Below are 25,863 nucleotides of genomic sequence, written 5' to 3' on the forward strand. Positions count from 1 at the left end.
CGCCTCCGCGCGGCGCGTCGGGGCTTCCCCGTCGCGCCGCGCCCCGACCGCCTGTCGCAGAGGGACACGAGATCCATGAGCTATCTCAGCATCGAGAATGTCGGCATCAGCTTCACCCGCTCCGGGCGCACCAACGAAGTGCTGCGCGACGTGAGCGTGAAGATCGACAAGGGCGAGTTCGTCTCGCTGATCGGCCATTCCGGCTGCGGCAAGTCGACCGTGCTCAACATCGTCGCCGGACTGCTCAAGGCCTCCACCGGCGGCGTCCTCCTGGAAGAGAAGGAGGTGAACAGCCCCGGCCCGGACCGCGCCGTGGTGTTCCAGAACCATTCCCTGCTGCCCTGGCTCACCGTGCGCGAGAACGTGGCTTTGGCCGTCGAGAAGGTGCTGAAGGGTAAGAAGACCCGGGCCGAGCGGTCCGAATGGATCGACCACAACCTCGCCCTCGTGAACATGACCCATGCCGCGGACCGTCGCCCCAACGAGATCTCGGGCGGCATGAAGCAGCGCGTCGGCATCGCCCGGGCGCTGGCCATGGAGCCGAAGGTGCTCCTCCTCGACGAGCCGTTCGGGGCGCTGGACGCGCTCACCCGCGCCCATCTGCAGGACTCGCTCATGGACATCCATGCGCGGCTCAAGAACGCCGTCATCATGATCACCCACGATGTCGACGAAGCGGTGCTGCTCTCGGACCGGATCGTGATGATGACCAACGGCCCCTCGGCCACGGTCGGCGAGATCCTGAAGGTCGATCTCGAGCGTCCTCGCCGCCGCCTCGATCTGGTGGAGGACGCCACCTACACCCATGCCCGCGCCGCAGTGCTCGAGTTCCTCTATGCCCGCCACGCCAAGCCCGCCATGGCGGCGTGAGGATCGGACGAAGGTCATGAAGGAGCGTCTGGTGGTGATCGGCAACGGCATGGCGTCGTTGCGCTTTCTGGAGCGGCTGACCGAGCGCGCGCCCGGTCGCTACGACGTCACCGTCGTGGGTGCCGAGCCGCAGGCGGCCTATAACCGCGTGCTGCTCTCGTCGCTGCTGGGCGGCGAGGTCGACGAAGCGGCCTGCGCGTTCCGTGGCCTCGACTGGTACGAGGCGCACGGCATCCGCCTCATCACCGGCGCGCCGGTGACGCAGGTCGACCGGGAGAACGCCCTCGTCATGGTCGGCGAGACCCATGTCCTGCCCTTCGACAAGCTCGTCCTCGCGGTGGGCTCGCTCCCGATCCGGCTACCGAAGCCCGGCATGGACCTGCCCGGCATCATCACGTTTCGCGATCTCGCGGACGTGGCGGCCATCCGGAAAGCCGCGGTCACCGGCGCAAAAGCCATCGTCATCGGCGGCGGCCTGCTCGGGCTGGAGGCCGCCGTCGGCCTCGCGCGGCTCGGGGTCGACACGACCCTGCTCCACGTCATGGACCGGCTGATGGAGCGCCAGCTCGACCACCACGCCGCCGGCCTGGTGAAGCGCGCCATGGAATCCCGCGGAATCCGCGTCCTCCTCAAGGCCGATACCGCCCATGTCGAGGGCGACGGCCGGGTCGAGCGCCTCGTCCTGTCGGACGGCACGGTGCTGCCGGCCGACCTCGTGGTGATGTCGGTGGGGGTACGCCCCAATGCCGTCCTCGCCCAGGGCGCCGGGCTCGAAGTCGGGCGCGGCATCAAGGTCGACGACCGGATGACGAGCTCCGATCCGCGCATCTTCGCTCTCGGCGAATGCGCCGAGCATCGCGGCATGGTCTACGGCCTCGTCGAGCCCGCCTACGACCAGGCCGAAGTGCTGAGCCGCCACCTCGTCGGCGAGGAAGCCGCCTATCTTGGCACCTCGCTGGCCACCAGCCTCAAGGTCTCGGGCCTGCCGGTCTTCTCGGCCGGCGAGATCGAGGCGCCCGAACATGCCGAGACGGTGGTGATGTCGGATCCCGGCCTCGGCCTCTACCGCAAGCTGATCATCGGCGACGGCAAGCTCCTCGGCGCCGTCTTCGTCGGCGACATTGCCGAACAGGGCTGGTGCAAGACGCTGATCCGCACCGGCGAACCCATCGCCGATCACCGTGACGACCTGATGTTCGGGCGCGTCCACGCCCCCGATTCCCAATCCCTGGCAGCATGATGGAGGCTTCCATGGCCGACGATTTCAACGCCGAGCAGAAGCGCTACCTCGAAGGCTTCGCCTCGGGCATCGCCGCCGCGCGCATCACCGGCGGCCTCGCCCTTGGGCAGGGTGTCGCCGCGCCCTCCGAGCCGACCGGCCCGGACGCGATCCACATCAAGGCCCAGGACGCCACGGTGAAGGCCGGCGGCAAGCTCTGCGACCAGGAGAAGTGGAAGCGGGCGGAGAACCCTTTCGACGGCCATAACCGCCTGATCGCCGAGGCCGCCACCGGCAAGGCCCCGAAGCCGGAGGACAATTTCCGCTGGCGATATCACGGCCTGTTCTGGCTCGCCCCAGCCAGCGGCGACTTCATGTGCCGCCTGCGCATCCCCAACGGCATCCTGCAGCACTGGCAGTTCGCCGGCATCGCGGATCTGGCCGATGCCCATGGCGGCGGCTACAGCCACGTCACCACCCGTGCGAACCTCCAGGTTCGCGAGATCACGGCGGAGCACGGCCAGCCCTTCCTCGACGGGCTGATCGACCTCGGCCTCACCGCGCGCGGCTCGGGCGCGGACAACATCCGCAACGTCACCGGCTCGCCGGTGGCCGGGATCGACGCCCAGGAACTCCTCGACACCCGGCCCTTGGCCAAGTCCTGGCACAACTGGATCATCAACGACCGTTCGCTCTACGGCCTGCCGCGCAAGTTCAACGTCGCTTTCGACGGCGGCGGCGTGATGCCTGTGCTGGAAGAGACCAACGATATCGGCTTCCAGGCGGTGAGGGTCCTCGACGGCGCGGCCGTGGAGCCCGGCGTGTGGATGCGCCTCGTGCTCGGTGGCATTTCCGGCCACCGCGATCTCGCCCGCGATACCGGCGTGGTGCTGAAGCCCGAGGCCTGCAACAAGGTCGCCGACGCGATCTTGCGGGTCTTCATCAAGAACGGCGACCGGACCAACCGCAACAAGAGCCGGATGAAGTACGTCCTCGATGCCTGGGGCTTCGACAAGTACCTCGCCGCCGTCGAGGAGGAACTCGGCTACACGCTCGACCGGGTCGACCCCGCCCATCTCGCCCCGCGCGGGCCCATGGACCGCTTCTCCCATGTGGGCGTCCACAAACAGGTCCAGCCGGGCCTGAACTGGATCGGGGTGATCCTGCCCGTGGGCAAGATGACCTCCGACCAGATGCGGGAATTGGCAAAGATCTCGTCGGAATGCGGCGATGGCGCCATCCGCATGACGGTATGGCAGAACTTTCTGTTCTCCGGCGTGCCCGACGCCAAGGTGGCCGAGGTCCAGGCCCGCGTGGCAGCGCTTGGCCTCACCACGGAAGCGTCCAGCATCCGCGCCGGCCTGGTGGCCTGCACCGGCAACAAGGGCTGCAAGTTCGCCGCCTCGGACACGAAGGGCCACGCGCTCGTCATCGCCGATTACATGGAGGCCCACCTGCCGGAACTCGACGTGCCCGTGAACGTCCACGTCACCGGCTGCCACCATAGCTGCGCCCAGCATTACATCGGCGATATCGGCCTCATCGGCGCGAAGGTCGTCGTCTCGGAGGAGGGCGACACCGTCGAGGGCTACGACATCGTCGTCGGCGGCGGTTTCGGCGACAGCCCGAAGATCGGCACCGAGATCTGGAAGGCGGTGAAGGCGGAGGATTGTCCGTCCCGGATCGAGGCGCTGCTGCGCAGCTACCTCGCCCGCCGCGAGAGCCAGGCCGAGAGCTTCCAGGCCTTCACCGCGCGCACCGGCCCGGAGAGCCTCCGCAGCCTCGCCGAAGATCAACCCGTCCTGAAGGCCGCAGCATGAGCGAGCACGTCATTCCCCCGCTCGTTCTCATCCCCGAGAACGCCCCGTTCAACCCGGACCAGCGTTCCTGGCTGTCCGGCTATTTCGCCGCCCTGCTCGGCCCCGCAGTGGAGGGCGCGACGGCCCTCGCCCCCGGCGATACGGGTGGCGGGCCAAAGCTCGCCGACAACGACGACGCGCCCTGGCACGATCCGTCGATGCCGCTGCCCGACCGGATGGAGCTCGCCAAGGAGCGGCCGGAGGCGCAGAAGCTCATGGCCGCCATGGCACAGCAGGATTGCGGCCAATGCGGCTATAATTGCGCCGATTATGCCAACGCCCTGTTCCTGAAGAAGGAAGAGCGCCTCAACCTGTGCCAGCCGGGGGGCAAGGACACCCTCCGCATGCTCAAGAAGCTGGATGAGGAATTCGGCGCGGGCGGTGGCGCGAAGGCGGCCGAAGCGGGGGAGGGCGATGCCAAGGCGGAGGCGCCCCTCGGACCGCTCGGCTATTGCCGCGAGAACCCGGTGGAGGCCGTGTTCCTGTCCCGCACCCGCCTCAACGAGCCGGGCGGCGAGAAGGAGACCTGGCATGTCGAGATCGATCTCACGGGCACGCCCATCGAGTATGTGGTCGGCGATTCGCTCGGGCTCTTCCCCTCGAACCCGCCGGCCCTGGTGGATGCGATCATCGCCGAGCTCGGCACCCGGCCCGAGCGCATGATCGGCGGCCAGACCCTGCGGAACCGGCTGATCAAGGATTACTCCCTGGGCGCCGCGCCGGACGGGCTCTACCAGCTTCTCTCGCTCCTCACTTCGGGGGAGGCGCGCAAGAAGGCGCGGGCGCTCTCGGCGGGCGAGGACCCGGACGGCGACGCCGCCTATCTCGACGTGCTCGGCGCGCTTCACAAGTTTCCCGGCGCCCGGCCCGACGCGGAGGTCTTCCTGGAAGCCCTCGACGAGCTGCAGCCGCGGCTCTACTCGATCTCCTCATCGCCGAAGGCCGATCCGGGCCGGGTCTCGCTCACGGTCGACGCGGTGCGCTACAACCACCGCTCACGGCTCCGTCTGGGTGTCGCCTCGACCCATCTCGGCGAACGCATCGCCGAGAAGACCACGGTCAAGGTCTACCTGCAGAAGGCGCACGGCTTCGCCCTGCCGGAGGATCTGTCGAAGGACGTCATCATGTGCGGGCCGGGCACCGGCATCGCACCGTTCCGCGCCTTCCTGCGCGAGCGCGCCGCGACCCAGGCGCCGGGACGCAACTGGCTGTTCTACGGCCATCAGCGCCAGGCCAGCGACTTCTTCTACAAGGACGAGCTAAACGCGCTGAAGGACGGCAAGGTGCTCACCCGCCTGTCCCTCGCCTGGTCGCGGGACGGGACCGAGAAGACCTATGTGCAGGACCGCATGCGCGAGAACGGCGCTGACCTGTGGAAATGGCTCGAAGGCGGCGCCCATTTCTACGTCTGCGGCGATGCCAAGCGCATGGCCAAGGATGTGGAGCGAGCGATCATCGACGTCGCCGGTCAGTTCGGGGGCAAGAATCCCGACGAGGCCGTGGCCTACCTCGCCCATCTGAAGAAGACCGGGCGGTATCAGGCCGACGTGTATTAGCACACGCCGAACCCTCACCCCTCCGCGGGGGAGGGTGCCTGCGGAGCAGGCGGGAAAGGGGCAGCGCGACCTCTCCGAATGGGGCAGTGCTCCCCTCACCCGACCCGCATTAGCGGGCCACCCTCCCCCACAAGGGGGGAGGGAGATGCGCACAGCCGGCCCGACTTTTGCTGTCCTTCGAACCCTGGAACCCGCCGAGGATTTCGCCATGAACGCGCACGTCCAGGCACCCGCCGCCGCCGTGAAGACCACCTGCCCGTATTGCGGCGTCGGCTGCGGCGTGATCGCCACGCCGGACGGGCAGGGCGGCGCGGGGATTGCCGGCGATACCGAGCACCCGGCCAATTTCGGCCGCCTCTGCTCCAAGGGCTCCGCCCTCGGCGAGACCCTGTCCCTCGACAACCGCCTGCTGCATCCCGTCGTCGATGGGGTACGGTCGAGCTGGGAATCGGCCCTCGGCACCGTGGCCGGCGGGCTACGGAAGGTCGCCGAGCAGTACGGCCCGGATTCGATCGCCTTTTACCTGTCCGGCCAGCTCCTCACCGAGGATTACTACGTCGCTAACAAGCTCGCGAAGGGCTTCCTCGGCACGCCCCATGTGGACACCAACTCGCGCCTCTGCATGTCGAGCGCGGTGGCGGCCCACCGCCGCGCCTTCGGTTCGGACACGGTGCCGGGCTGCTACGAGGATCTCGACGAGGCCGATCTCATCGTGCTGGTGGGGTCCAACACCGCCTGGTGCCACCCGATCCTGTTCCGCCGCATGGTCGATGCCCGCGCCAAGCGCGGCACCAAGCTCGTGGTGATCGACCCGCGCCGGACACAGACGGGGGAGGAGGCAGACCTCTTCCTCGGCCTGAAGCCGGGCACCGACACCGCCCTGTTCTCCGGCCTCCTGGTCCATCTCGCGAGCGCAGGTGCTTTCGACTACCGTTTCGTCCTCGACCACACGACCGGCCTCGACGGGGCCCTGGAGCGCGCCCGTTCGATCGCGCCGGACATCGCCGCGACGGCCGCCGCCACTGGGCTGTCGGAGGCGGATGTCGGGCAATTCTTCACCCTGTTCGCGCGTACGAAGCGCGTCGTCACCGGCTTTTCGCAAGGGGTGAACCAGTCGGCTCAGGGGACCGACAAGGGCAACGCCATCATCAATTGCCACCTCGCCACCGGCCGCATCGGCCAGCCCGGCGCGGGGCCGCTCTCCCTCACCGGCCAGCCCAACGCCATGGGTGGCCGCGAGGTCGGCGGGCTCGCCAACATGCTCGCCGCCCACATGCATTTCGCGCCCGAGGAAGTGGACCGGGTCCGCCGGTTCTGGTCGGCGCCGAACATCATCACCGGCGAGGGCATGAAGGCCGTCGCCCTGTTCGAGGCGGTGGAGCGCGGCAAGATCAAGGCCCTCTGGGTGATGGGCACCAACCCCGTCGTGTCGATGCCCCGTGCCGACGCGATCCGCGAAGCGATCAAGGGGCTCGATCTCTACGTCGTCTCCGAGGCCGTGTCCGACAGCGACACCGCCATGGCGACGGGCCGGAAGACCGTGCTGCTGCCGGCCCAGGCCTGGGGCGAGAAGGACGGCACCGTCACCAATTCCGAGCGGCGCATCTCGCGCCAGCGCAGCTTCCTCAAGGCTCCCGGCGAGGCACGGGCGGATTGGGCGATCATCAGCGACGTCGCCAAGCGCCTCGGCCACGGCGAGGCCTTCGCCTATCCGAACGCCGCCGCGATCTTCCGCGAACATGCCTCGCTCTCGGCCTTCGAGAATAACGGCAGCCGCGACTTCGACATCGGCGCGGTGAGCGACATCTCCGATATCGCCTATGCCGGAGCGGCGCCCGTGCAGTGGCCCCTGACGAAGCGTGGGGGAAAGCAGGGCCGGCAGCGGCTCTTCGCCGACGGGCAGTTCTTCACCTTCGACAAGCGCGCCCGTTTCGTCGCCGTACAGCCCCCGGCGCTGGCCCAGGCCGTGAGCGCGGACTTCCCCTTCGTGCTCAATACCGGACGAGTCCGCGACCATTGGCACACGATGACGCGCACCGGGAAGAGCCAGCGCCTGTCGGCTCATCGCGACGTGCCCTTCGTGGAGATCCATCCCGACGACGCGGCCACGATGGGCGTGACCCATGGCGGCCTCGCCACGGTCTCTACCGCGCATGGCGCGGCGGTACTGGAGGTGATGGTGGGGGAGGGTATGCGCCGGGGCGACCTCTTCGCGGCCTTCCACTGGAGCGGGGCCACCGCGTCGGAGGGGCGGGTCGGCGCCCTCGCGCGCGGCATCCCCGATCCGGTCTCTGGGCAGCCCGAGTTGAAGGCGACGCCGTCCGCCATCGCGCCGGCCGTCTATCGCAGCCGCGGCTTCCTGCTGACCCGCGAGCAGCGGTCGCTTCCCGCCGGTTGGTGGTGGGCGCGTGCCACGATCCAGGGCGGATCCGGGCTGCACTTCGCCACCCAGGAGAGTTCGCGCGAAGTCGCGCTGATGCTGAGGGGGATGTTCCAGGGCCTCGAGATCGCCGAATATGCCGACCACGCCCGTGGCCGCTACCGTTTCGCCGCCTATGACGGGGAGCGTCTCGTCGCCTGTCTGGCCCTGACACCCGGCGACGCGAAGCCGGGCTGGGAATCCGAGAAGGCCTATTTCGCCGCGCCCGATCTCGAACCCTCCGCCCGACGCGCCCTGCTCTCAGGCCGGGCCGAGACGGCGTCGGCCGGGCCAACCGTCTGCGCCTGCCACGGGGTCGGCCTCGATGTCATCACCGCCTCCATCGCGGCCGGCGCTCACAGCGTCGAGGCGGTGGGTGCCGCCTGCAAGGCCGGCACGAATTGCGGCTCGTGCATCCCAGAGATCCGCAAGCTGCTGCCGCAGGCGCTTGCGCGCGACGCCGCATAAGCTCATTTTCACGCCATGAGCACGCCCCGCCAGCCCCGGGAAACCCGACCCGCCGGAATCGCCGCCCGTGAGGGCGCCGGACATGCCGGCCTCGAACCGCTGGCGGTCTTGCCGGTCTTCGTGCCGCTGCAGGGCAAACGCGCGGTGCTGGCCGGGTCCAATGGCGGCGCGCCGTGGAAGGTGAAGCTGCTCGCCGCCGCCGGGGCCGATGTCGACGTCTACGCGCCGGAGCCCAGCGACGAGTTGCGCGCAGTGCCGGGCGAGATCGTCGCCGGCAGCGTGACCCTGCACGAGCGCCAGTGGCAACCCTCCGACCTCCAGGGCGCGGCCTTCTGCATCGGCGCCATGGAGGACGAGGCCGATTGCATCGCCTTCGTGGCCGCGGCGCGGGCGACCGGCGCCATCGTCAACGCCGTCGACCGGCCGCATCTCTGCGACGTGAAGTTCGGTGCCATCGTCAACCGCTCGCCCATGGTGGTGGGCATCTCGACGGAGGGCGCGGCTCCTGTCTTCGGGCAGACGGTGCGCGCCCGGATCGAGGGCATGCTCCCGCGCGGGTTCAAGGCCTGGATCGGTGCCGCCCGCGACTGGCGCGAGGAGGTCACGAGCCGCTTCCACGCCTTCTCCGACCGCCGCGCCTTCTGGGAGCGGTTCACGGATCGCGCCTTCGCCGAGCCGGACCGGGCTCCCACCGAGGCGGACCTCGCCGAGCTTCTCGGCCAGACGGACGCCGCACCGAAGGGTGGGGCGGTGACCCTCGTCGGCTCGGGGCCGGGCGATGCCGAGCTCCTGACGCTGAAGGCCCTGCGGGCGCTCCGCAACGCCGACGTGATCCTCTACGACGATCTCGTGGCGCCCGAGATCCTCGATTATGCCCGCCGCGAGGCGCGCACCATGCTGGTCGGCAAGACCGGGCACGGCCCCTCCTGCCGCCAGGACGACATCAACGCGCTGATGGTGCAGCTCGCCAAATCCGGCAAGCAGGTGGTGCGCTTGAAATCCGGCGATCCCCTCGTCTTCGGCCGAGCCGGCGAGGAGATCGACGCCTGCCATCAGGCGGGAATCCCCGTGAGCGTGGTGCCGGGCATCTCGGCGGCACAGGGGGCGGCCGCATCGCTGGGCGTCTCGTTGACCAACCGCGACTCGGCGCGACGCCTGCAATTCGTCACCGGCCACGACCGGCGCGGTGCCCTGCCGGCGGACCTGAACTGGGGGGCGCTCGCCGATCCGAGCGTCACCACCGTGGTCTACATGCCGAAAAAGACCCTGCGCGAGCTTCTCGAACGCGCCGTCGCCGAGGGTCTGGCCCCGGCCACCCCCGCGCTCCTCGTCTTCAACGCCACCCGGCCCAACCAAGCCGTCGTGTCCGGCACAGCCGCCGATCTGGCGGACCGGGTGGAGGCATCGGGCTTCGATGGGCCGGCCCTGCTGATGGTGGGCGAGGCTTTGCGGCTGCACAGGCTTGAAGCGGTCGCGGCAACGCCAGAGCCGGACAAGCTGGCGATCTGACCGTCGCGCGGCGTTCATTGGACAAGGCGCGGCTTCCATTTCACCGGGAGGATGCTGAGGTCTGCCCCGTCGGTGCCCGCTCCGGCGCGAGAGCACCTCCCTGGCCAGCGACCGTGGCAAGGGCGGCGAGGGCTGAAACAAAGGCTCCCGGATGCGCGAACGCCCCTGGGAACGGTGTCACGACCAAACATCTGTGAATCGACGCGGTGGCCCCCCACGCCCGATAGGCTTGCACCACGTGCGATGCGTGTAGAGTTCCGACCAGAATCGGAGCCACGCCGTGAACAAGCGATTCGCTGTCCTCGCCCTTGCCCTGTCGCTCGCGACGACGACACGAGCATTTAGCGCCGACGATCCGGTGATCGCGGCGGCGACGGACTTGACCGGTGACGTCCTGTTCCTCGAATCCGGCGCGCCCGGTATGATCCTGGTGGTCGTGCGTGGGGACGGGACCTTCATCCGCGGCTACGGCGAGACCGAGAAGGGCAACGGCATCACGCCCGACGGAACGAGCCTGGTGCGGCTCAATTCCATCACCAAGGTCTTCACGACGGAAGTCCTGGCCTCCCTCGCCACGGAGAGGAAGCTCTCCCTCGCCGATCCGCTGCAGAGCTTCGCGCCGCAGGCGAAGGTTCCCGCCTTCGAAGGGCGCCCCATCACCCTCCTCGACCTCGCAACCTATTCGGGCGCCCTACCGCGCGAGATGGGACACGCCCCCGAAGGCACGAATCCCCGCGCCTGGCCGACCCGCGACGACCGCTGGTCCTGGCTCGGCAACTACACGCTGCCTTGGGCCCCCGGCACCGTCACGTCCTACTCGAATGTGGGGTTCGACCTCCTGGCCGATGCGGTCGGGACGGCAGGCGGCGCGTCCTATGCGAACGTGCTGCGCGGCCACGTCACCGCGCCCCTCGGAATGCCGGATACGGTTCTCTCGCCGACACCGGAGCAATGCGCCCGGCTGATGATCGGTTCGGGCCTCGGCGGCCCGGCCACCTGCGTCGACACCCAGGCGACGGGGGGAAGCGGCGGCCTCTACAGCACCGGCAACGACATGGCCCGCTGGCTCCGGCACAACGTCACCGCCACGAGCGGCGCGCTCGCCCTGAGCCACGCGGTCTACCGCCAGCGCCAATCGATGCCGGCGGCGATCGGCTTCGACGAAGCGTCGCCCATGGCGGGTCTGGCCCTCGGCTGGGTGGCCCTGGCGGCCAAGGGGAACGAACCGGCGATGCTGGCCAAGAGCGGCGGAGGCGCCGGCTTCATGAGCTACGTCGCCTTCGCACCGGGACGCGATGTCGGGGTTTTCGTCGTCATCAACAGCATCGATTTCGCGGCGTTCTCCGCCTTGACCAGCACGACCCACAAACTGATCGCCGCCCTCGCGACGCGCTGACCCGCGTGGGGAAGCCGGTCTCACGGAGCCCCCCCGGCGACACATTGACGGTTGCCCGCATCCCCGGCCCATGCTCTTGCCGCAGCGTCTCCCCAGGAACCGGCTTGAAGGCTCCCCATGCGTCGCGCCCTTCCCCTCATCCTCTTCGCCCTCGGCCTCGTGGCGCTCGGCGTCGCGGCCACCGTGATGCTCGTGCCGAAGGCGGGGCAGGTGGCGACCAGCAGCGTCGGCGGCCCCTTCACCCTCACCGACCAGGACGGACGGCGCGTCACCGAGCGGGATTTCGCCGGGGCGACCCATCTGGTCTTCTTCGGATTCACCCATTGCCCCGACGTCTGCCCGACCACGCTGCAGCAGATCGGTGATGTGCTCCAGGCGCTCGGGCCCAAGGGCAAGGACACGAAGGCGCTGTTCATCGCGGTCGATCCCGAGCGCGACACGCCGGAGGCCCTGAAGACCTACCTCGCCAGTTTCGATCCCCGCATCGTCGGCCTCACCGGCTCGCAGGAGGAGGTCAACGCGGCCGTGAAGGCCTACCGCGCCTATGTCCGCAAGGTGCCGACCAAGGGGGACGACTACACGATGGAGCACACGGCTTTGGTCTACATCATGGATGGCCGGAACCGCTTCGTGAACGCCCTCAACCTGACGAAACCCGCCGACCAGACGGCGGCGGAACTCGCCAAGGCGCTGTAACGCGTCATGGTGCCGTGCCCGGTCATCGCGGTGGGTGCGGTGTCAGCGCCCCGCTGCGCGAGGTGCGGGACAGGCCGTGTTCGGTCTTGTTCCAGCGGTCTGGCGCCAGGATCAGCTCGATCACCCCGCGCCAGGCGGCGAGGCTGACGAGCAGGAAATAGGCCGGCAGCAGGGGCACGAAGGGGACGAGATCGTGCCAGCCCCGTCGCCGGCAGCCGATATAGGCGGGCAGCAACATCGCCACGAAGCCGGAGACGAGGACCGTGATCGCGGTGCCGGTGGGCAGATTCGCCCAAAAGTCGCTCCCCGCCTCGATCCGGCCCGGCCACAGGGAGACCACGGCCGGCAGCATCAGGAACGGGTAGGACAGGGCCGACACCACCGTACCGGGGATGAGGGCCAGCGCGCAGAGGCTCGCCAGCGGCCCGAGTTCGCGGAATGTCGCCATGGGGGTGCGGCCATGGGTGAGGCTGGTCTGGAGGAAGCCCTTCATCCAGCGGGTGCGCTGGTTGAGCCAGGCCTTGTAGCGGGCCGGCGCCTCCTCGATCGTGCTGCTCGGCAGATCACCCACATCGTAGCCGGCCCGCGCCAGCCGCAGGCCGAGATCGGCATCCTCGGTGACGTTCCAGGCATCCCAGCCATGGACGGCGCGAAGGATGTGGGTCCGGAAATGGGTGGAGGTGCCGCCGAGCGGCGTCGGCAGACGCCACGCCGCCAGCGCCGGGCCGAGCACGTCGAACAGGGCCGTGTATTCGAGGGCGAAGCACCGGGTGAGCCAGGAATCGCGGGCATTGTCGATGACGAGGCGGCCCTGCAGGCAGGCGGTGCGCGGGGAGGCGCGGGCGAAGGCCCCGGCCGCCGCCCGTAACTGGCCGGGATCGGGCACGTCTTCCGCGTCGTAGACCACGAGGCAGCTTCCCCTTGCCAGGGGCAGGGCGGCGTTGAGGGCGCGCGGCTTGGTCTTCGGCAGCCCCGGCGGCACGACGACGACCTCCACATGTGCCGGCAGGGTAAGGCAGGCGAGCGCCCCCGCCGTGGCGGCATCGTCGGCCTCGGTGAGGAGCTTGATGTCGAGCTTCGCCACCGGGTAATCGCGGTCTTATGCAGCAACCTCACCCAAAAGCGTTGAGGTGAGTTCGTCGGTATGGTGCGGATCAACCGACCTGGCATTCTGTCTGAGATCGTACAAAACAAGCCGCCATTGTTTACGAACCCTCCTCATTGGGGGAGTGTCGCAAACTGCCGTTGAGTATCGTGGATTTCGGCAGCTGAGAGAGTATTGCGCTCCCTCCCTTTCAAAAAGCGGAGCGCGACCATGTCGGATGGCTCATCATCACGGTCGGACTCACTCACTGAGCCGCGCGCACCCGCTTATCGGGCAATCATCATCGCCAAGAGCGGGACAGTTGTGAACGCTCTGCGCCTTGAAGCTGAGGATGATGAGCAAGCCTGTAAGCACGCCAAGGCGATGGTGGACGGACACGCCGTCGAGCTGTGGGACGGACTTCGGTTCATCGAGCATTTCCCGCCCGCCAATTAGGAAGCAGTCGTGTCTGGCAGCGCTACCGGAGGGTATTCGTAGTTCAGATTGAGCGACGAGATTTCGCGAAGGATTTCCCTCGACTCCCTTAGAAGCGCGCGACTTTGGTCTAGCTCTGCCCGAATGTCGCAATTCAATTGCATCGTGTAGAGGATAAGATCCGGAGTTGACTCAGGGACATGGTTTCTTGCCGGATTATGGACGTTCAACATAAAGCTCACCAGATTGGCTTGGAGGTAAGGCCCCAGCGATCTGATTACCGACGCGTGAGTTCTTCTCTTCGGGAGAACAGCGTTATGAGGCCATCTTTCGACGGGCGCACTCACCTGAGTTGGGGTTGCCAAGATTATTCGTGCCCCAAACAGAAACGGCGGCACCTGAGATGCCGCCGCTTGCCGTCCAATCTCACCTAGAGCGTTGAGGTGAACGTCGACATCTAAGACCCTATCCACCTGAGGGGTGAGGGCATTGGGGGTGGTGTGGGGGGTGTGATCGATATGTTGCGGGCATTACTCGCCCGTGCTAGGGGTATTGACACCATGACCACACCCCCCCCCTGGAGGGGACATGTCCGACGATCCCGCAGGCTTGTGCCTGATACTAGCTGAGGTGAATGCTGCGGTTAGGCGCGCCTATGCGGAAGGCTATCGCCAAGGCGCAGCTGAGACCGTCGACAAGATGACCCGCGCAGCGGTCAGTAATATTGATCACCGCATTCCCACCCTAATGCAAAGCGCACCACCTCCTCACGCAGCTTCACGTACAACCGTCGAAGGGCAGCGTGGTCGCGGTTCCGTTGCGTACGGGAGCGTTATTGGAGCGTTCAGGGAGGCTTTGTTGGCCGCTCCGGAAGCGGGCATGACCAAGGAAGAACTGATTTCCTACTGCCAACGTCGCGGCCTCGATATCACAACGAATCAATATCGCGACACTATGAAGAGGCTCACGGGGGGCGAGGAAGTCGAGCGCCACCACGGGGCCTATTATCCTGGGCGCAAGCTCCGCAACGACCTCGCCCAGTCGCCAGAAGGTGGCTTTCAGGATTATCCCTCCCGACGCCCCAACGACATTTTCAACGTGGGGGAGCGCGTAACGAACCCACTGGATGCTGAGTGAGATGAGGAAGTTACACGCTAGCTCTCTGGCATAGGTTCGAGCCGGGAGAGAAAGCAGTCGGGCCAGCAAATCCCCCTCGCAAAGGGACCGCCAGCCCGGCCAGGACCAACACAGGCTGAACTACCTTCCGAGTTGGAGGGAAGCGCAGAGGAGCGATGGCACCCACAGCCATATTATCGCACCTCTGCCGTTTCCCTTCAAGCCGGGAGATCACCTCGCACTCAGCGAAAAGGATCACCCATGGCTAAACGCAAAACTCGCCCCTCCTCTGAGCCCGTCAGGCGGCCAGAGTTTCCCTGCGACCACCTCACAGCCTGCCACATCCTGCATGCGGTGCTGGTCAAGCGGTGGAGCCAGCAGAAGGCGTCTCACTATTTCTGCGTGAACGGCGGCACGGTCTCAAAGATCGTCCACGGCACGTCACATCACGGTGCTTCGCCGCTCCAGTTCTGATTCGTCGCGCCGGGATCGCCAGCAACGGTGATCCCGGCCGGCTCGTCTAAGAACGCAACCCCCACCTCCTCAAAGGCTCGCTTCATTGCAGAGAGGTTGTTGGCAATGGGATCGCGCAAGCCGTTTTCAAACTGACGGATCGTGCTGAGGCCCACGTTTGCCCGCTTGGCCAGCTCTTGCTGAGGCCAGTCGAGCCATCCACGGGCCGCACGGCATTGCTGAGGCGTCATCATACAGAAACGGTAACATCGACGTTTTTAAGCGTCAACGGCGATTAAAAGCGTTGACCTGCCTAAAATGCATCTATAGAACTCACCTCAACGCAAAACGTTGAGGCGAACGCCGTGGCCCAGCACTTCCTTCTCTCCAAAGCGGCCCGTTCCCTCAGCCTCGCAAAGGTCGCCCGCCTCTCGGACGATCAGGCTTGGGAGACGTTCAAAGCGATCCGCTGGGAGGCCACCGAAGGCGCTCCGTTCTGTCCCCGCTGCGGCTGCCTCAAGCACTCCTTCATCGCCACCCGCAAGCTCTTCAAGTGCGCTGGTTGCCGCCATCAGTACAGCGTCACCTCTGGCACCATCTTCGCCTCCCGCAAGCTCCCGATCCGTGACCACCTCCTCGCCATCGCGATCTTCGCCAACGGCGCGAAGGGCCATAGCGCCCTCCAGCTTTCCCGCGATCTTAATGTCCAATATCGGACGGCGTTTGTAATGGCTCACAAGCTCCGCGAGGCCGTTTCGGCTGAGGTCGCTGGCGCTACGGTGTCGGGCACGGTTGAAGTGGACGGGGCCTATTTCGGTGGCCACGTTCGCCCCGCGAACATGAAGGCGGACCGGATCGACCGTCGCCTTGCCGAGAACCAGACTGGCAAGCGTCGCGTCGTCGTCGTGATCCGCGAGCGCGGCGGCAAGGCTCTCACCTTCGCCTTCCGCTCGGAAGCCGAGTCGGTCCCGACGATTGAACAGCGCGTTGAGGCTGGAAGCGTTGTCCACGCTGACGAGGCCAAGGGCTGGGATCGTCTCCACAAAACGTTCACGACCCACCGCATCAACCATCAGGAGGGCTACAGCTTCGACGACGCTTGCACCAATCAGGCTGAGTCGTTCTTCTCCCGCCTCCGTCGCGCTGAGATGGGTATCCACCACCACATCAGCGGCGCTTACCTCGCCTCCTACGCTGGTGAGATGGCTTGGCGCGAGAACCACCGCAGGGTGAGCAACGGCGAACAGTACGCCCTCATCACCGGCGCTGCCCTTACGCACGCTCCGTCCAAGGTCTGGAAGGGCTACTGGCAGCGCCATATGGCGAAGGTGGCCTGAGATGGCTCTTCCTCAGATCGTCAACACCCTCACTGCCAAGCGCAATGAGATTGAGAGCCATATCATGGCGCTACGGGCGCAGCTGGCCGTGGCAGAGCGCGACCTTGCGTCAGTGACGGCGGTCCTAGCGCTCTATGAACTAACCCCGGCGACCGAACTGCGCTTCCCTGCCTACGCCCATCTCAACCGGCTGTTCGTCTACGGGGAGATGTTCGGGCTGTGCAAAAAGGCGCTGGAAGAAGCCGGCAAGCCACTCACGACGCGGGAGATCGCGCTTGCTGTGATCCGTGCAAAGGGCTGGGACGATCAGGACATGATGCTGCGGAAGGCGGTAGCCTACCGCATCATTCAGAGCCTGAGCCGGGCTGTCGTCCAGGGGCGGATAGGTGATGCAGGCAGGCGGAAGAACGTTCGAGTATGGAAACTATCTACTCAATCAGGGTCAGTTGGATAAATTTCGTGCAAGGGGTCATACCAAATGATCTCGAAATTCGAGACAATGCGGTGTCCCCATAATCTCTTCTTGTTTCCCAATCGAAATCTAAAGATTGTATCAGCGTGCTTTTCTATTTCCATAAGCCTAAGCTGCGCTTCTTCAAGAATGTCATCTGTATCCATGGGGTGATGCATTTTGTGACCTGTGTCGCTAGAAAAAGTATCTATTTCGCGCCACAGCAGCCCCTCAAATGCAATGAGTTTTGGAGCGATTATTTTTTCCCACTCGTCATCCGACCATTGACGAGGCGTTCCAGACGACCAGCATTCTTCACAGTCAGCGCCTTCTGCAGACCATGTCATCTTCATTTGGAATACTGAAGAAGGATCGGCGCCAAATCTAGGGGTTGGCAATGCCGCGACGCTTTCTTTCAAGCGAACTGATTTCTCAGCGTCCTTGAGAGCCTGCGCTTCCTTCCTTGCTATCCGTGCCTCACGCCGCCGCATGTGCGTTTAGGGTAGAATAGTATTCAGAAATCGTTTCAAGGCTAATCTCGGTGTTTTGCCCTTCCGCATAGGCTTCCTTCCAAGGATCTTCCATATGCGTAAGGTCACTCAACCATTGAGCGTCCTTTTCACCATATGTGGCGAGGACGCGGTCAATATTTGCTATTTCTGCTTCAGACAAGGCTCTCCTCGGGCACTCCGCTGGAATGCGCTCGATCCTGAACTGTCCCTTTGTTGCCGACCAAAGATCCCGAACGACAGGGCCATTCTTCCAGGCTTCGATAGGCTCAGCGAACAGCACGTCGTCATGCCACACCACATTCCAAACTTGGCTGTAGTAGACAAGCTTCTGCAATTTCATGGCCGTCATCGGACCACGAGTTGCCAGAATGTGATCCGCGACATCAAAAACAGTTGCCATAGGTGTCTCGCGCTTCCCCGCCAGTTGGCCGAAAGAGTGCTTTTCCTTCGAGTTTCTCACAGGACTTCGGGCTGTGAGTCGTTATGGGATATAGGGGCAACAATAGAAAAACGACCCCTGTTCTCTATTTGTTCTAAATATGAGACAATATGACGCGCTAGTATCTATTGACACTTAATAGGAACCTTAACTCGAACAATGGGTTAGGCGACCTTTGGGCATTTGCCTTCACCTCAACGCTTTTGGGTGAGGTTGCTGCATAAGACCGGGTAATCGAAGCGCGTCAGCGCCTCCAGCAAGCGCGGCACCACCGCCGCCTCCCGGTAGAGCGCCACGAACACCGTGTAGACCGGCAGGTCGCCATCCGGCAGCCCGGGTCCGGGCGGGTCTTCCGGCGCAACCTCGCCGGTCGGCCCGATGGCGGCCACGCGAAAGGTGAGGAGGGCGAGGAACCCGACCTGCACCAGGACCCAGGCCGCCGTGACGAGGAGCGCCGGCAGGCTGGCCATGGCGAGAACGAGCGCCCCGAAGATGAGACCGGCCAGAGCGAGGAGCGGCGCCACGGGGGCGGCATTGTAGGCCCAGTCCGGCCTCCTCCTGAGAAGGTCGTCCGAGGCATGGGCGGCGATTCCCGCCGCGCGTTGGGCGAAGATCGCGTGGCGCAGGGCGGTCGGCGTGGTGATCGCCGGCATCAGCCCCGTCGGGCTGCGCCCCTGCAGCAATTCGGCGATCGCACGCCCCCGAGGGGCATAGACGAACGCGGCCCCCATTCCCAGTGCGAGGGGGGCGACGCCCGCGATCAGGCTGTCGGGAAACCGCGCGCCTGCGCCGAGGGGTAGGGTTCCGCCGAGGAACCGCGCCCCGAGGGTGAGCGCGAGGGCGCGGTAGAAGCGCTCCTCTTCCATCAACCCGGCCTGGATCAGGGTGGTGGCGGCATCGGTGCCGCTCGCCCGGGCCAGGGCCGCAGCCTTCGCCAGCATCAGCGGGGACGCGGCGTGGCTGAGGAGAAACGCGATCTCCGGAGGCAGTGCCACCGTTTTGCCGCGCAGGTTCCTGAAACCGACGATCGACACCGGAACCGGCTCCCCGAGGCCCGGGAACGTGATAGGGGGAGAGCCGTGAGCCAGACGATTCCCGCGCACAACCAGTGCGACACAGATACAACCAGGCCGTCAACCCGAGGCAGGCGGTCCGCCGCCGCTTTGCTGGTGACGGCGCTCCTCGCCGTTTCGCTGGCGTCGGCGCAGGAAGCCACCTCGCCGGGCGTGACGATCCCGAATTTCTGGAATCCGCGCAGCCGGCTCGAACGGATCGAGGCGCCGCAGACGGCGCGCGCCATCCGCTTCCTCACCGACGACGAGTTCCCGCCCCTGCATTTCGCAGGCCCTGACGGCGCGCCGACCGGCTTCGTGGTGGAACTCGTCCGGGCGGTCTGCGAACGCTTGACGCTCAGCTGCACCATCCAGGCGCGCCGGTTCGATACGCTGCTCGACGGGCTGGCCGACCGGCAGGGCGACGTGGTCGCCGCCGCCATCCCGCTGACGCCGACCCTGCGCAGCCGGTTCCTCGCCACCCGTCCGTATTTTCGCTGGCCGGCGCGCTTCGCCGCCCGCACGGACAAGGGCCTTCCCGCCCCATCGGCCAAGGCCCTCGCGGGCAAGTCCGTCGGAATCGTCGCGGCAAGCGCGCATGCGGCTTATCTCAAGGCGTTCTTCCCCCAGGCGGAGGCGCGCGAGTTCACCGACCTCGCCACCGCCGAAGGCGCGCTGCGGCGCGGCGACGTGGACTACGTCTTCGCCGACGGGCTCAACCTCGCCTTGTGGATCGGCGGCATCGATTCATCGAATTGCTGCGCGCTGGTGGGCGGCGACTATTTAGAAAACCACTATTTCGGCGAAGGCATCGGCCTCGTCACCCGCCGAGAGGATACGGCCCTCTCCCGCGCCCTCGACGAAGCCCTGCAACGGCTCTGGGACGAGGGGAAATACGCAGAGCTGTACCTGCGGTTCTTCCCCGTCAGTCCGTTCTGAATCGCCAGCCCGTCCCCATCGGAAGGTGGGCCTATCCGCGAATCCTCAGCATCCTGCTCGCGTCATCCGCCAGCCTCGTAGTTAGGTCCGCAGCCCCCGTTTCCCGTGCCAGGGACGCCGCCTGACCGGACCAGAGCGGCGAGAAATCGCCCGAGCCTCCCGCCTCCGCGCGCTGGCGCAGGGGCTGGAGCGCCACGGCGGCGGAGGGAAAGGCGGGAGCGTCGGCGCTCACCGGGCCGAGCTCCGCCAAAGCACGGTTGACGAGCCCTCGGGCGGGGCGCCCCGTGAAGACGTTGGTGAGCGCCGTATCCTCGTCGCGGGCGGCCCGCAGGGCGGCGAGATGAACGGCGGAGATGCCGGCCTCCGGGCAGAGGAGGTAGGCCGTGCCGATCTGGACGGCGGACGCGCCGAGCATGAGCGCCGCGGCGATCCCGCGCGCATCAGCGATGCCGCCCGCCGCGATGACCGGGACGCGCACCGCGTCCACCACCTGCGGCACCAGAGAGAAGGTGCCGACCTGGGACTCCACCGCATCGGTGAGGAACATGCCGCGATGGCCCCCGGCATCGGCCCCTTGGGCGATGATCGCGTCCACGCCACGCTCATCGAGCCAGCGCGCCTCACGCACCGTGGTGGCGGACGAGACGACGAGGCAGCCCGCTTCCCTGACGCGGCGGAGGAGGGCGGCCTCGGGAAGCCCGAAATGGAAGCTGACCACCGCCGGGCGCAGATCCTCCACGACGGCGCACATCGCCTCGTCGAAAGGCGCACGGTTGGCCATGGCGACGGGCGCGGCGGGGTCGAGGCCAAGCTCGCGGTAATAGGGTGTCACGCGCTGGAGCCATGCGGCCTCGCGGGCCGGATCGGCGGCGGCCGGAGCGTGGCAGAAGAAATTCAGATTGAACGGACGATCCGTGTTCAGGCGGATCGCCGCGACCTCGCTGCGCACCTGTTCGGCGTTCAGGGCGGCGCAGGCCAGCGACCCGAGGGCGCCGGTGGTGGAGACGGCAGCCGTGAGCTGGCCCCGAGGCCCCACCATCGGGGCCTGGACGATGGGATGATCCAGACCGACGAGATCGAGGAAGCGTCTGTCGGGCCACATGGCATGGTCTCCTTGGCAAGGCGTCGATCACCGTCTGTCTACGCCATCGAAGCGCGAAGGTTTCCGGTTGGCTCCGCAGCCCTGAGGAACGCGATGAAAAGCCTCGCCCGGCGTGGATAACCTCGCTCGCAGGCGAGTTTCACGGCCCGGTCGGATGTCGGATCGCGCGGGAACATGGTCCAACTATTGCTAATGTTTCGGCGTGGTTTGCATCGGCGTCGATGGTGTGACGGACCCTGAGGCGATCCATGGCGATCCGGTCATATCCAGTTTCCGATGCGTCATCGGCAGGACCTCGTCCGTCGCTCGACGCGGCCTACCGCCGGATTACCTGGCGCCTGCTGCCGTTCCTGATGATGCTCTGGATCCTGTCCTGGATCGACAGGGTCAATATCGGCTTCGCCAAGCTGCAGATGCTGTCCGATCTCAAATTCAGCGAGACGGTCTACGGCATCGGCGCGGGTATCTTCTTCATCGGCTATTTCCTGTGCGAGGTGCCGAGCAACCTGCTGCTGGAATATATCGGCGCCCGCAAGACCATCGCGCGGATCACGCTCCTCTGGGGCGCCTGCTGCGTGGCGATGATGTTCGTCACCACACCGGCCTTCTTCTACGTGCTCCGCTTCCTGCTCGGAGTGTTCGAAGCCGGCTTCTATCCGGGCGTGATCCTGTACCTCACCTACTGGTACCCGAGTGAGCGGCGGGCGAAGGTGTTCGGCCTCTTCATGTCGGCCTCGGCGATCGCCGGGGTGATCGGCGGGCCGCTGGCCGGCGCGATCCTCACCGGCATGAACGGCGTCAACGGCTGGGCCGGCTGGCAATGGGTGTTCCTGCTGGAGGGCATCCCGTCGATCCTCGCGGGATTCGTGACGCTCCTCTACCTGACCGACCGCCCCGCCAAGGCCACTTGGTTGACACCGGAACAGCGGGCGCTGATCGAGGCGGATCTCGCCCGCGATGCCGAGGCCTTGGGTCCACGCGAACATCGCATCCTCGCCTCCCTGAAGGATGTCCGGGTCTGGCAGTGCATCGCGATCTTCTTCTGCATCATCATGGCGAACTCGGCCCTGACCTTCTTCGGGCCGAGCGTGGTGCGCGATGCCGGCTTCACCGACCCGCTCACCGTCGGCTGGATCATGTCGGCGGCCTATCTATGCGGTGGCATCGGGATGATCCTCAACGGGCGCCACTCCGACCGGACCGGCGAGGCGCGCCTGCATTGCGGGATCCCGGCGACGATCGGGGCGCTGGCCATCGCCCTCGTCGGGTTCCTGGTCCCGTGGAGCCCGGTTCTGGCCATGCTGGCGCTCGCCGTGGCGATCGTCGGTACGATGAGCGCGATCCCCGTCTTCTGGCAGATCCCCGGGCGGTTCCTGGCAGGCTCGGCCGCCGCGGCCGGCATCGCCCTGATCAATTCGGTGGCCAACCTCGCAGGCTTCGGCGCCCCCGCCCTCATGGGTTACCTGCGCGAGCATACCGGCTCGGCCTCCGCCGGCCTGTGGCTGGTCGCGGCCTTCGAACTCGCGACGATCGTGCTGATCCTCGCCTTCGTCCCACCCTCAACCCCGGCGCTGGAGCGCCGGGCCGCCGCCCGTGCCGCCCATGAGCCGGCCTGACCCCGCCCCCGGCCGCGCCGGAACCGGCCCTCTGCAGGAGACACAGTTGAACCACCCCCCTGAGCGACCCGACCTCACGCGCCGCAGCCTGGTCGGCGCCGGCCTTGCCGGAATCGGTCTCGGCGGCACGGTCGCCGCCACCGGCACCGTGCTGGCGCAGGGCGCGCCCGCCCCGGCTCCTGTGCAGCCGGGCGCCCTAACCACCGGCCCGACGATGCAATCCGGCCTCGGCCCGCGCCTCACCATGCACGCCATCGACAATTTCCACGGCACACCGGGCGCGGGCATGGTCTGCGACCTCTCCGTGCGCGATGGCGACACCTACCGGCCGATCAAGACGATCACGACGGGAGCCAACGGCCGCTCGCCCGAGCCGCTCCTCATCGACGACGCCCTGAAGACCGGGCGCTACGAATTGCTGATGCATGTCGAGGAATACTTCGCCCGGATCGGCGTGGCGCTGCCGAGCCCGAACTTCCTGAGCCTCGTCCCGATCCGCTTCCACATCCGCGATGCGAGCCAGCGCTACCACCTGCCGATCCTGTTCACGCCCTGGGGCTACTCGTATTATCGCGGCAGCTGAGCGCCCCGACCGTCCGCAACCGCTTCCCAACGACACGATCCGAGAGACCCGATGGCCGGCATCACGACACATATCCTCGACTCGGAGCGCGGGCGCCCCGCGCCCGGCGTGCGCATCGACTTTTCGGTGCTGGAGGAGGGGCACTGGCGCCTCGTGAAGAGCGTCGTCACCAATGCCGACGGGCGCACCGACACACCGATCCTGCCGGCGGCCGAGGCGAAGATCGGCCAATATCAGCTCGAATTCTTCATCGACGGCTATCTGAAGAGCCGGCCCGGCGTGAGCGAGGCGGACATCTTCGTGGACAACCCGGTGGTGCGGTTCGCGGTGTTCGACGCCAAGCAGCACTACCACGTGCCGATGCTGTGCACGCCCGGCAATTGCACCACTTATCGCGGAAGCTGACCATGCCGGAACGGGTCGAGATTTACGGCCCGATCAGGATTTGGATTGCATAAGGGGAGGGTCCATCTCGTCTCGGCACTTCGGTGAAAGTTTCATTGCCGCCGATGACGCGACCATCTTCGGGGCGATCCATGGCGATCCGGTCATATCCAACTCATCCTACGTCATCGGTCGGACAGAACCCGTCACTCGACGCGGCCTACCGCCGGATCACCTGGCGCCTGCTGCCGTTCCTGATGATGCTCTGGATCCTGTCCTGGATCGACCGGGTCAATATCGGCTTCGCCAAGCTGCAGATGCTGTCCGATCTCAAATTCAGCGAGACGGTCTACGGAATCGGCGCGGGCATCTTCTTCATCGGGTATTTCCTGTGCGAGGTGCCGAGCAACCTGCTGCTGGAATATATCGGCGCCCGCAAGACCATCGCGCGGATCACGCTCCTCTGGGGCGCCTGCTGCGTGGCGATGATGTTCGTCACCACGCCGGCCTTCTTCTACGTGCTCCGCTTCCTGCTCGGAGTGTTCGAAGCCGGTTTCTTCCCAGGCGTGGTCCTGTACCTCACCTACTGGTATCCGAGCGCGCGGCGGGCGAGGGTGCTCGGCCTCTTCATGTCGGCTGCGGCCATCGCCGGGGTGATCGGCGGGCCGCTGGCCGGGGCGATCCTCACCGGCCTGGACGGCGTGAACGGCTGGGACGGCTGGCAATGGGTGTTCTTGCTGGAGGGTATCCCTTCGATCCTCGCAGGGCTCGTCACCATCTTCTTCCTCGGCAACGTTCTTACCGACCGCCCCGCCAAGGCCAACTGGCTGACACCGGAGCAGCGGGCATTGATCGAAGCCGACCTCGCCCGCGACGCCGAGGCCTTGGGGCCCCGCGAGCACGGCGTCCTCGCCTCCCTGAAGGATGTCCGGGTCTGGCAGTGTATCGCGATCTATTTCTGCCTCGTCACGGGGTACTCGGCGCTGATCTTCTTCGGGCCGAGCGTAGTGCATGATGCAGGCTTCACCGACCCGCTCACCATCGGCTGGATCATGGCCGCCGCCTTCCTGTTCGGCGGCATCGGCATGGTGCTCAACGGGCGCCATTCCGATCACACCGCAGAGGTGCGCCTGCATTGCGGTGTGCCCGCCATGATCGGGGCACTGGCCATCGCCCTCGTCGGCTTCCTGATCCCGTCGAGCCCGGCTCTGGCCATGGTCGCACTCGCCGTGGCGATCGCCGGTACGATGAGCGCGATCCCCGTCTTCTGGCAGATTCCCGGGCGGTTCCTGGCAGGCTCCGCCGCCGCGGCCGGCTTCGCGCTGATCAACTCGGTGGCCAACCTGGCGGGCTTCGGCGCTCCGGCGGTGATGGGCTATCTACGCGAGCATACCGGCTCGGCCTCCGCCGGCCTGTGGCTGATCGCGGTCTTCGAACTCGCGACGATCGTGCTGATCCTCGCCTTCGTCCCGCCCGCCACCCCGGCCGGCGAGCGCCGAGGCACCACCGGCGCCGCGCCCGAGCCGGCCTGAACCGCCACGGCCGTGCCCGGGGCGGGAGCGTCGACCGCGCCCCGACGAGGCTGCCCCCGTGAGCGAGGCGGAGATCGCCGTGGACAAAGGGTGGCGCGGTTCGCCATGGTCGAAGCCAGGGAGCATGATCCCGTGCCGATGCCGTTCACGCCGGGTCGTCGTACGGATTATCGCGGGAGTTGAAGCCTTTGTCGGATCTGGCCGCCATCCACCGTCTCGACCGGGACGCCTTCGTCGCTCTGCTCGGCGGGGTGTTCGAACACGCGGCCTGGGTCGCCGAGACGGTGGCGCCGGCCCGCCCCTTCGCCAGCGTGGCCGACCTGCACGCCGCGATGATGGACGCGGTGCGCCATGCGCCCGAGGCGCAGCGCCTCGCCTTCCTCAACGGGCATCCGGAACTCGCCGGGCCCGAGGCACGGGCGCGGGCCATGACGGCCGACTCGGCGAGCGAGCAGGGCAGCGCCGGCCTCGACCACCTGCCGCCCGAGGATGCAGCGGCCTTCGACCGCCTGAACGCCGCCTACCGGGAGAGGTTCGGCTTCCCCTTCATCATCGCCGTACGAGGCCGCAGCCGGGCCGAAATCCTCGCGGTGTTCGAGGCCCGCCTCGGACGGGGACAGGCCGAGGAGGAGGCCACCGCCCTCGACGAGATCGGCGCGATCACGCGGATGCGCCTGGACATGCTGATCTTGGGGGCGGGCGACTGAGAGCGTTCGCGCTCGGCCCCCGCAAGGGTCGGGAATGCCCGCTTGTTCGACGTACCGAGCATCAAAGCCTGGCTTCGAGCGACCTCGGCCCCGGCCTCGCCGGAGACTCGCATCGCACCTCCGCGTTGA

Annotated in this window: 23 protein-coding genes and 1 pseudogene; 18 read left to right on the top strand and 6 right to left on the bottom strand. The window is 66.7% G+C overall.

Annotated elements, in window-relative coordinates; all coding sequences use genetic code 11:
* Positions 1-75 precede the first annotated feature (75 nt).
* From AC0IXR_RS11700 to AC0IXR_RS11735, 8 genes are all read left to right on the top strand, one after another.
* Complete coding sequence (locus AC0IXR_RS11700) at positions 76-870, top strand: ABC transporter ATP-binding protein (RefSeq protein ID WP_311275483.1); 795 nt, start codon at positions 76-78, stop codon at positions 868-870.
* A 16-nt stretch (positions 871-886) separates the two neighbouring features.
* Positions 887-2,110, top strand: a complete 1,224-nt coding sequence (locus AC0IXR_RS11705; protein ID WP_056427663.1) for an NAD(P)/FAD-dependent oxidoreductase — start codon at positions 887-889, stop codon at positions 2,108-2,110.
* Between the two features lie 11 nt (positions 2,111-2,121).
* Positions 2,122-3,909, top strand: a complete 1,788-nt coding sequence (locus AC0IXR_RS11710) for a NirA family protein (RefSeq protein ID WP_471760824.1) — start codon at positions 2,122-2,124, stop codon at positions 3,907-3,909.
* Complete coding sequence (locus AC0IXR_RS11715) at positions 3,906-5,504, top strand: sulfite reductase subunit alpha (RefSeq protein ID WP_207413493.1); 1,599 nt, start codon at positions 3,906-3,908, stop codon at positions 5,502-5,504. Before AC0IXR_RS11710 ends, AC0IXR_RS11715 begins: the two co-directional genes overlap by 4 nt.
* A 208-nt stretch (positions 5,505-5,712) precedes the next feature.
* Positions 5,713-8,391: a nitrate reductase gene (locus tag AC0IXR_RS11720; protein ID WP_471760825.1), complete on the top strand. Its 2,679-nt coding sequence runs from the start codon at positions 5,713-5,715 to the stop codon at positions 8,389-8,391.
* 15 nt (positions 8,392-8,406) lie between these two features.
* Positions 8,407-9,900, top strand: a complete 1,494-nt coding sequence (gene cysG, locus AC0IXR_RS11725) for a siroheme synthase CysG (RefSeq protein ID WP_471760826.1) — start codon at positions 8,407-8,409, stop codon at positions 9,898-9,900.
* A 280-nt stretch (positions 9,901-10,180) separates the two neighbouring features.
* On the top strand, positions 10,181-11,296 hold the full coding sequence (gene ampH, locus AC0IXR_RS11730) for a D-alanyl-D-alanine-carboxypeptidase/endopeptidase AmpH (protein ID WP_471760827.1): 1,116 nt from the start codon (positions 10,181-10,183) through the stop codon (positions 11,294-11,296).
* A 117-nt stretch (positions 11,297-11,413) separates the two neighbouring features.
* Complete coding sequence (locus tag AC0IXR_RS11735) at positions 11,414-11,992, top strand: SCO family protein (protein ID WP_056429330.1); 579 nt, start codon at positions 11,414-11,416, stop codon at positions 11,990-11,992.
* 22 nt (positions 11,993-12,014) lie between these two features.
* On the opposite strand, the pseudogene AC0IXR_RS11740 reads toward AC0IXR_RS11735, so the two are convergent.
* Positions 12,015-13,085: pseudogene (locus tag AC0IXR_RS11740) on the bottom strand (glycosyltransferase family 2 protein); the annotation flags it as partial.
* 222 nt (positions 13,086-13,307) lie between these two features.
* Between AC0IXR_RS11740 and AC0IXR_RS11745 the strand changes: the two are divergent.
* Both AC0IXR_RS11745 and AC0IXR_RS11750 read left to right on the top strand, forming a co-directional pair.
* Positions 13,308-13,532 (top strand): hypothetical protein, encoded by a 225-nt coding sequence (locus AC0IXR_RS11745; protein WP_471760828.1) that lies wholly within the window; start codon positions 13,308-13,310, stop codon positions 13,530-13,532.
* 567 nt (positions 13,533-14,099) lie between these two features.
* Complete coding sequence (locus AC0IXR_RS11750; RefSeq protein ID WP_471760829.1) at positions 14,100-14,648, top strand: hypothetical protein; 549 nt, start codon at positions 14,100-14,102, stop codon at positions 14,646-14,648.
* Between the two features lie 425 nt (positions 14,649-15,073).
* On the opposite strand, the gene AC0IXR_RS11755 is transcribed toward AC0IXR_RS11750, so the two are convergent.
* Positions 15,074-15,334 carry a helix-turn-helix domain-containing protein gene (locus tag AC0IXR_RS11755; RefSeq protein ID WP_471760830.1) on the bottom strand — a complete coding sequence of 87 codons (261 nt, stop codon included), beginning with the start codon at positions 15,332-15,334 and terminating at the stop codon, positions 15,074-15,076.
* Positions 15,335-15,445: 111 nt separating this feature from the next.
* On the opposite strand from AC0IXR_RS11755, the gene AC0IXR_RS11760 reads away from it, so the two are divergent.
* Together AC0IXR_RS11760 and AC0IXR_RS11765 are read left to right on the top strand one after the other, a co-directional pair.
* The gene (locus AC0IXR_RS11760) at positions 15,446-16,417 is read left to right on the top strand and encodes an IS1595 family transposase (protein ID WP_471760831.1); all 972 of its coding nucleotides are present in this window, start codon (positions 15,446-15,448) and stop codon (positions 16,415-16,417) included.
* A 1-nt stretch (position 16,418) separates the two neighbouring features.
* Positions 16,419-16,871: a hypothetical protein gene (locus tag AC0IXR_RS11765; protein ID WP_471760832.1), complete on the top strand. Its 453-nt coding sequence runs from the start codon at positions 16,419-16,421 to the stop codon at positions 16,869-16,871.
* On the opposite strand, the gene AC0IXR_RS11770 is transcribed toward AC0IXR_RS11765, so the two are convergent.
* From AC0IXR_RS11770 to AC0IXR_RS11780, 3 genes are all read right to left on the bottom strand, one after another.
* Positions 16,850-17,287, bottom strand: a complete 438-nt coding sequence (locus AC0IXR_RS11770; RefSeq protein WP_471760833.1) for a hypothetical protein — start codon at positions 17,285-17,287, stop codon at positions 16,850-16,852. The genes AC0IXR_RS11765 and AC0IXR_RS11770 overlap by 22 nt on opposite strands.
* Positions 17,288-17,345: 58 nt before the next feature.
* On the bottom strand, positions 17,346-17,780 hold the full coding sequence (locus AC0IXR_RS11775; RefSeq protein WP_471760834.1) for a Panacea domain-containing protein: 435 nt from the start codon (positions 17,778-17,780) through the stop codon (positions 17,346-17,348).
* 233 nt (positions 17,781-18,013) lie between these two features.
* Complete coding sequence (locus AC0IXR_RS11780) at positions 18,014-18,853, bottom strand: hypothetical protein (RefSeq protein ID WP_471760835.1); 840 nt, start codon at positions 18,851-18,853, stop codon at positions 18,014-18,016.
* A 135-nt stretch (positions 18,854-18,988) separates the two neighbouring features.
* Between AC0IXR_RS11780 and AC0IXR_RS11785 the strand changes: the two genes are divergently transcribed.
* Entirely contained in the window at positions 18,989-19,810 is an 822-nt protein-coding gene (locus AC0IXR_RS11785; RefSeq protein WP_471760836.1) for a transporter substrate-binding domain-containing protein, read from the top strand.
* Between the two features lie 31 nt (positions 19,811-19,841).
* Here the strand turns inward: AC0IXR_RS11785 and AC0IXR_RS11790 are convergent, their stop codons facing one another.
* The gene (locus tag AC0IXR_RS11790) at positions 19,842-20,912 is read right to left on the bottom strand and encodes an NAD(P)H-dependent flavin oxidoreductase (RefSeq protein WP_471760837.1); all 1,071 of its coding nucleotides are present in this window, start codon (positions 20,910-20,912) and stop codon (positions 19,842-19,844) included.
* A 248-nt stretch (positions 20,913-21,160) separates the two neighbouring features.
* On the opposite strand from AC0IXR_RS11790, the gene AC0IXR_RS11795 reads away from it, so the two are divergent.
* From AC0IXR_RS11795 to uraD, 5 genes are all read left to right on the top strand, one after another.
* The gene (locus AC0IXR_RS11795; protein ID WP_471760838.1) at positions 21,161-22,528 is read left to right on the top strand and encodes an MFS transporter; all 1,368 of its coding nucleotides are present in this window, start codon (positions 21,161-21,163) and stop codon (positions 22,526-22,528) included.
* 46 nt (positions 22,529-22,574) lie between these two features.
* On the top strand, positions 22,575-23,111 hold the full coding sequence (gene uraH, locus AC0IXR_RS11800) for a hydroxyisourate hydrolase (RefSeq protein ID WP_471760839.1): 537 nt from the start codon (positions 22,575-22,577) through the stop codon (positions 23,109-23,111).
* Between the two features lie 51 nt (positions 23,112-23,162).
* Positions 23,163-23,516 (top strand): hydroxyisourate hydrolase, encoded by a 354-nt coding sequence (gene uraH / locus AC0IXR_RS11805; protein ID WP_471760840.1) that lies wholly within the window; start codon positions 23,163-23,165, stop codon positions 23,514-23,516.
* A 131-nt stretch (positions 23,517-23,647) separates the two neighbouring features.
* Positions 23,648-25,027 carry an MFS transporter gene (locus AC0IXR_RS11810; RefSeq protein ID WP_471760841.1) on the top strand — a complete coding sequence of 460 codons (1,380 nt, stop codon included), beginning with the start codon at positions 23,648-23,650 and terminating at the stop codon, positions 25,025-25,027.
* Positions 25,028-25,206: 179 nt separating this feature from the next.
* Positions 25,207-25,734 carry a 2-oxo-4-hydroxy-4-carboxy-5-ureidoimidazoline decarboxylase gene (uraD, locus tag AC0IXR_RS11815; RefSeq protein WP_471760842.1) on the top strand — a complete coding sequence of 176 codons (528 nt, stop codon included), beginning with the start codon at positions 25,207-25,209 and terminating at the stop codon, positions 25,732-25,734.
* Positions 25,735-25,863 lie beyond the last annotated feature (129 nt).

Source organism: Methylobacterium sp. AC832 (assembly GCF_979256025.1).

Bases quoted from the DNA above. Each gene is read 5' to 3' on its own strand.
- AC0IXR_RS11765 (WP_471760832.1), top strand. From the start codon at position 16,419: ATGGCTCTTCCTCAGATCGTCAACACCCTCACTGCCAAGCGCAATGAG.
- AC0IXR_RS11745 (WP_471760828.1), top strand. From the start codon at position 13,308: ATGTCGGATGGCTCATCATCACGGTCGGACTCACTCACTGAGCCGCGC.
- AC0IXR_RS11750 (WP_471760829.1), top strand. From the start codon at position 14,100: ATGTCCGACGATCCCGCAGGCTTGTGCCTGATACTAGCTGAGGTGAAT.
- AC0IXR_RS11720 (WP_471760825.1), top strand. From the start codon at position 5,713: ATGAACGCGCACGTCCAGGCACCCGCCGCCGCCGTGAAGACCACCTGC.
- uraH (WP_471760840.1), top strand. From the start codon at position 23,163: ATGGCCGGCATCACGACACATATCCTCGACTCGGAGCGCGGGCGCCCC.
- AC0IXR_RS11705 (WP_056427663.1), top strand. From the start codon at position 887: ATGAAGGAGCGTCTGGTGGTGATCGGCAACGGCATGGCGTCGTTGCGC.
- AC0IXR_RS11710 (WP_471760824.1), top strand. From the start codon at position 2,122: ATGGCCGACGATTTCAACGCCGAGCAGAAGCGCTACCTCGAAGGCTTC.
- AC0IXR_RS11715 (WP_207413493.1), top strand. From the start codon at position 3,906: ATGAGCGAGCACGTCATTCCCCCGCTCGTTCTCATCCCCGAGAACGCC.
- cysG (WP_471760826.1), top strand. From the start codon at position 8,407: ATGAGCACGCCCCGCCAGCCCCGGGAAACCCGACCCGCCGGAATCGCC.
- AC0IXR_RS11810 (WP_471760841.1), top strand. From the start codon at position 23,648: ATGGCGATCCGGTCATATCCAACTCATCCTACGTCATCGGTCGGACAG.
- AC0IXR_RS11755 (WP_471760830.1), bottom strand. From the start codon at position 15,334: ATGATGACGCCTCAGCAATGCCGTGCGGCCCGTGGATGGCTCGACTGG.
- AC0IXR_RS11790 (WP_471760837.1), bottom strand. From the start codon at position 20,912: ATGTGGCCCGACAGACGCTTCCTCGATCTCGTCGGTCTGGATCATCCC.
- AC0IXR_RS11775 (WP_471760834.1), bottom strand. From the start codon at position 17,780: ATGGCAACTGTTTTTGATGTCGCGGATCACATTCTGGCAACTCGTGGT.
- AC0IXR_RS11735 (WP_056429330.1), top strand. From the start codon at position 11,414: ATGCGTCGCGCCCTTCCCCTCATCCTCTTCGCCCTCGGCCTCGTGGCG.
- AC0IXR_RS11700 (WP_311275483.1), top strand. From the start codon at position 76: ATGAGCTATCTCAGCATCGAGAATGTCGGCATCAGCTTCACCCGCTCC.
- AC0IXR_RS11795 (WP_471760838.1), top strand. From the start codon at position 21,161: ATGGCGATCCGGTCATATCCAGTTTCCGATGCGTCATCGGCAGGACCT.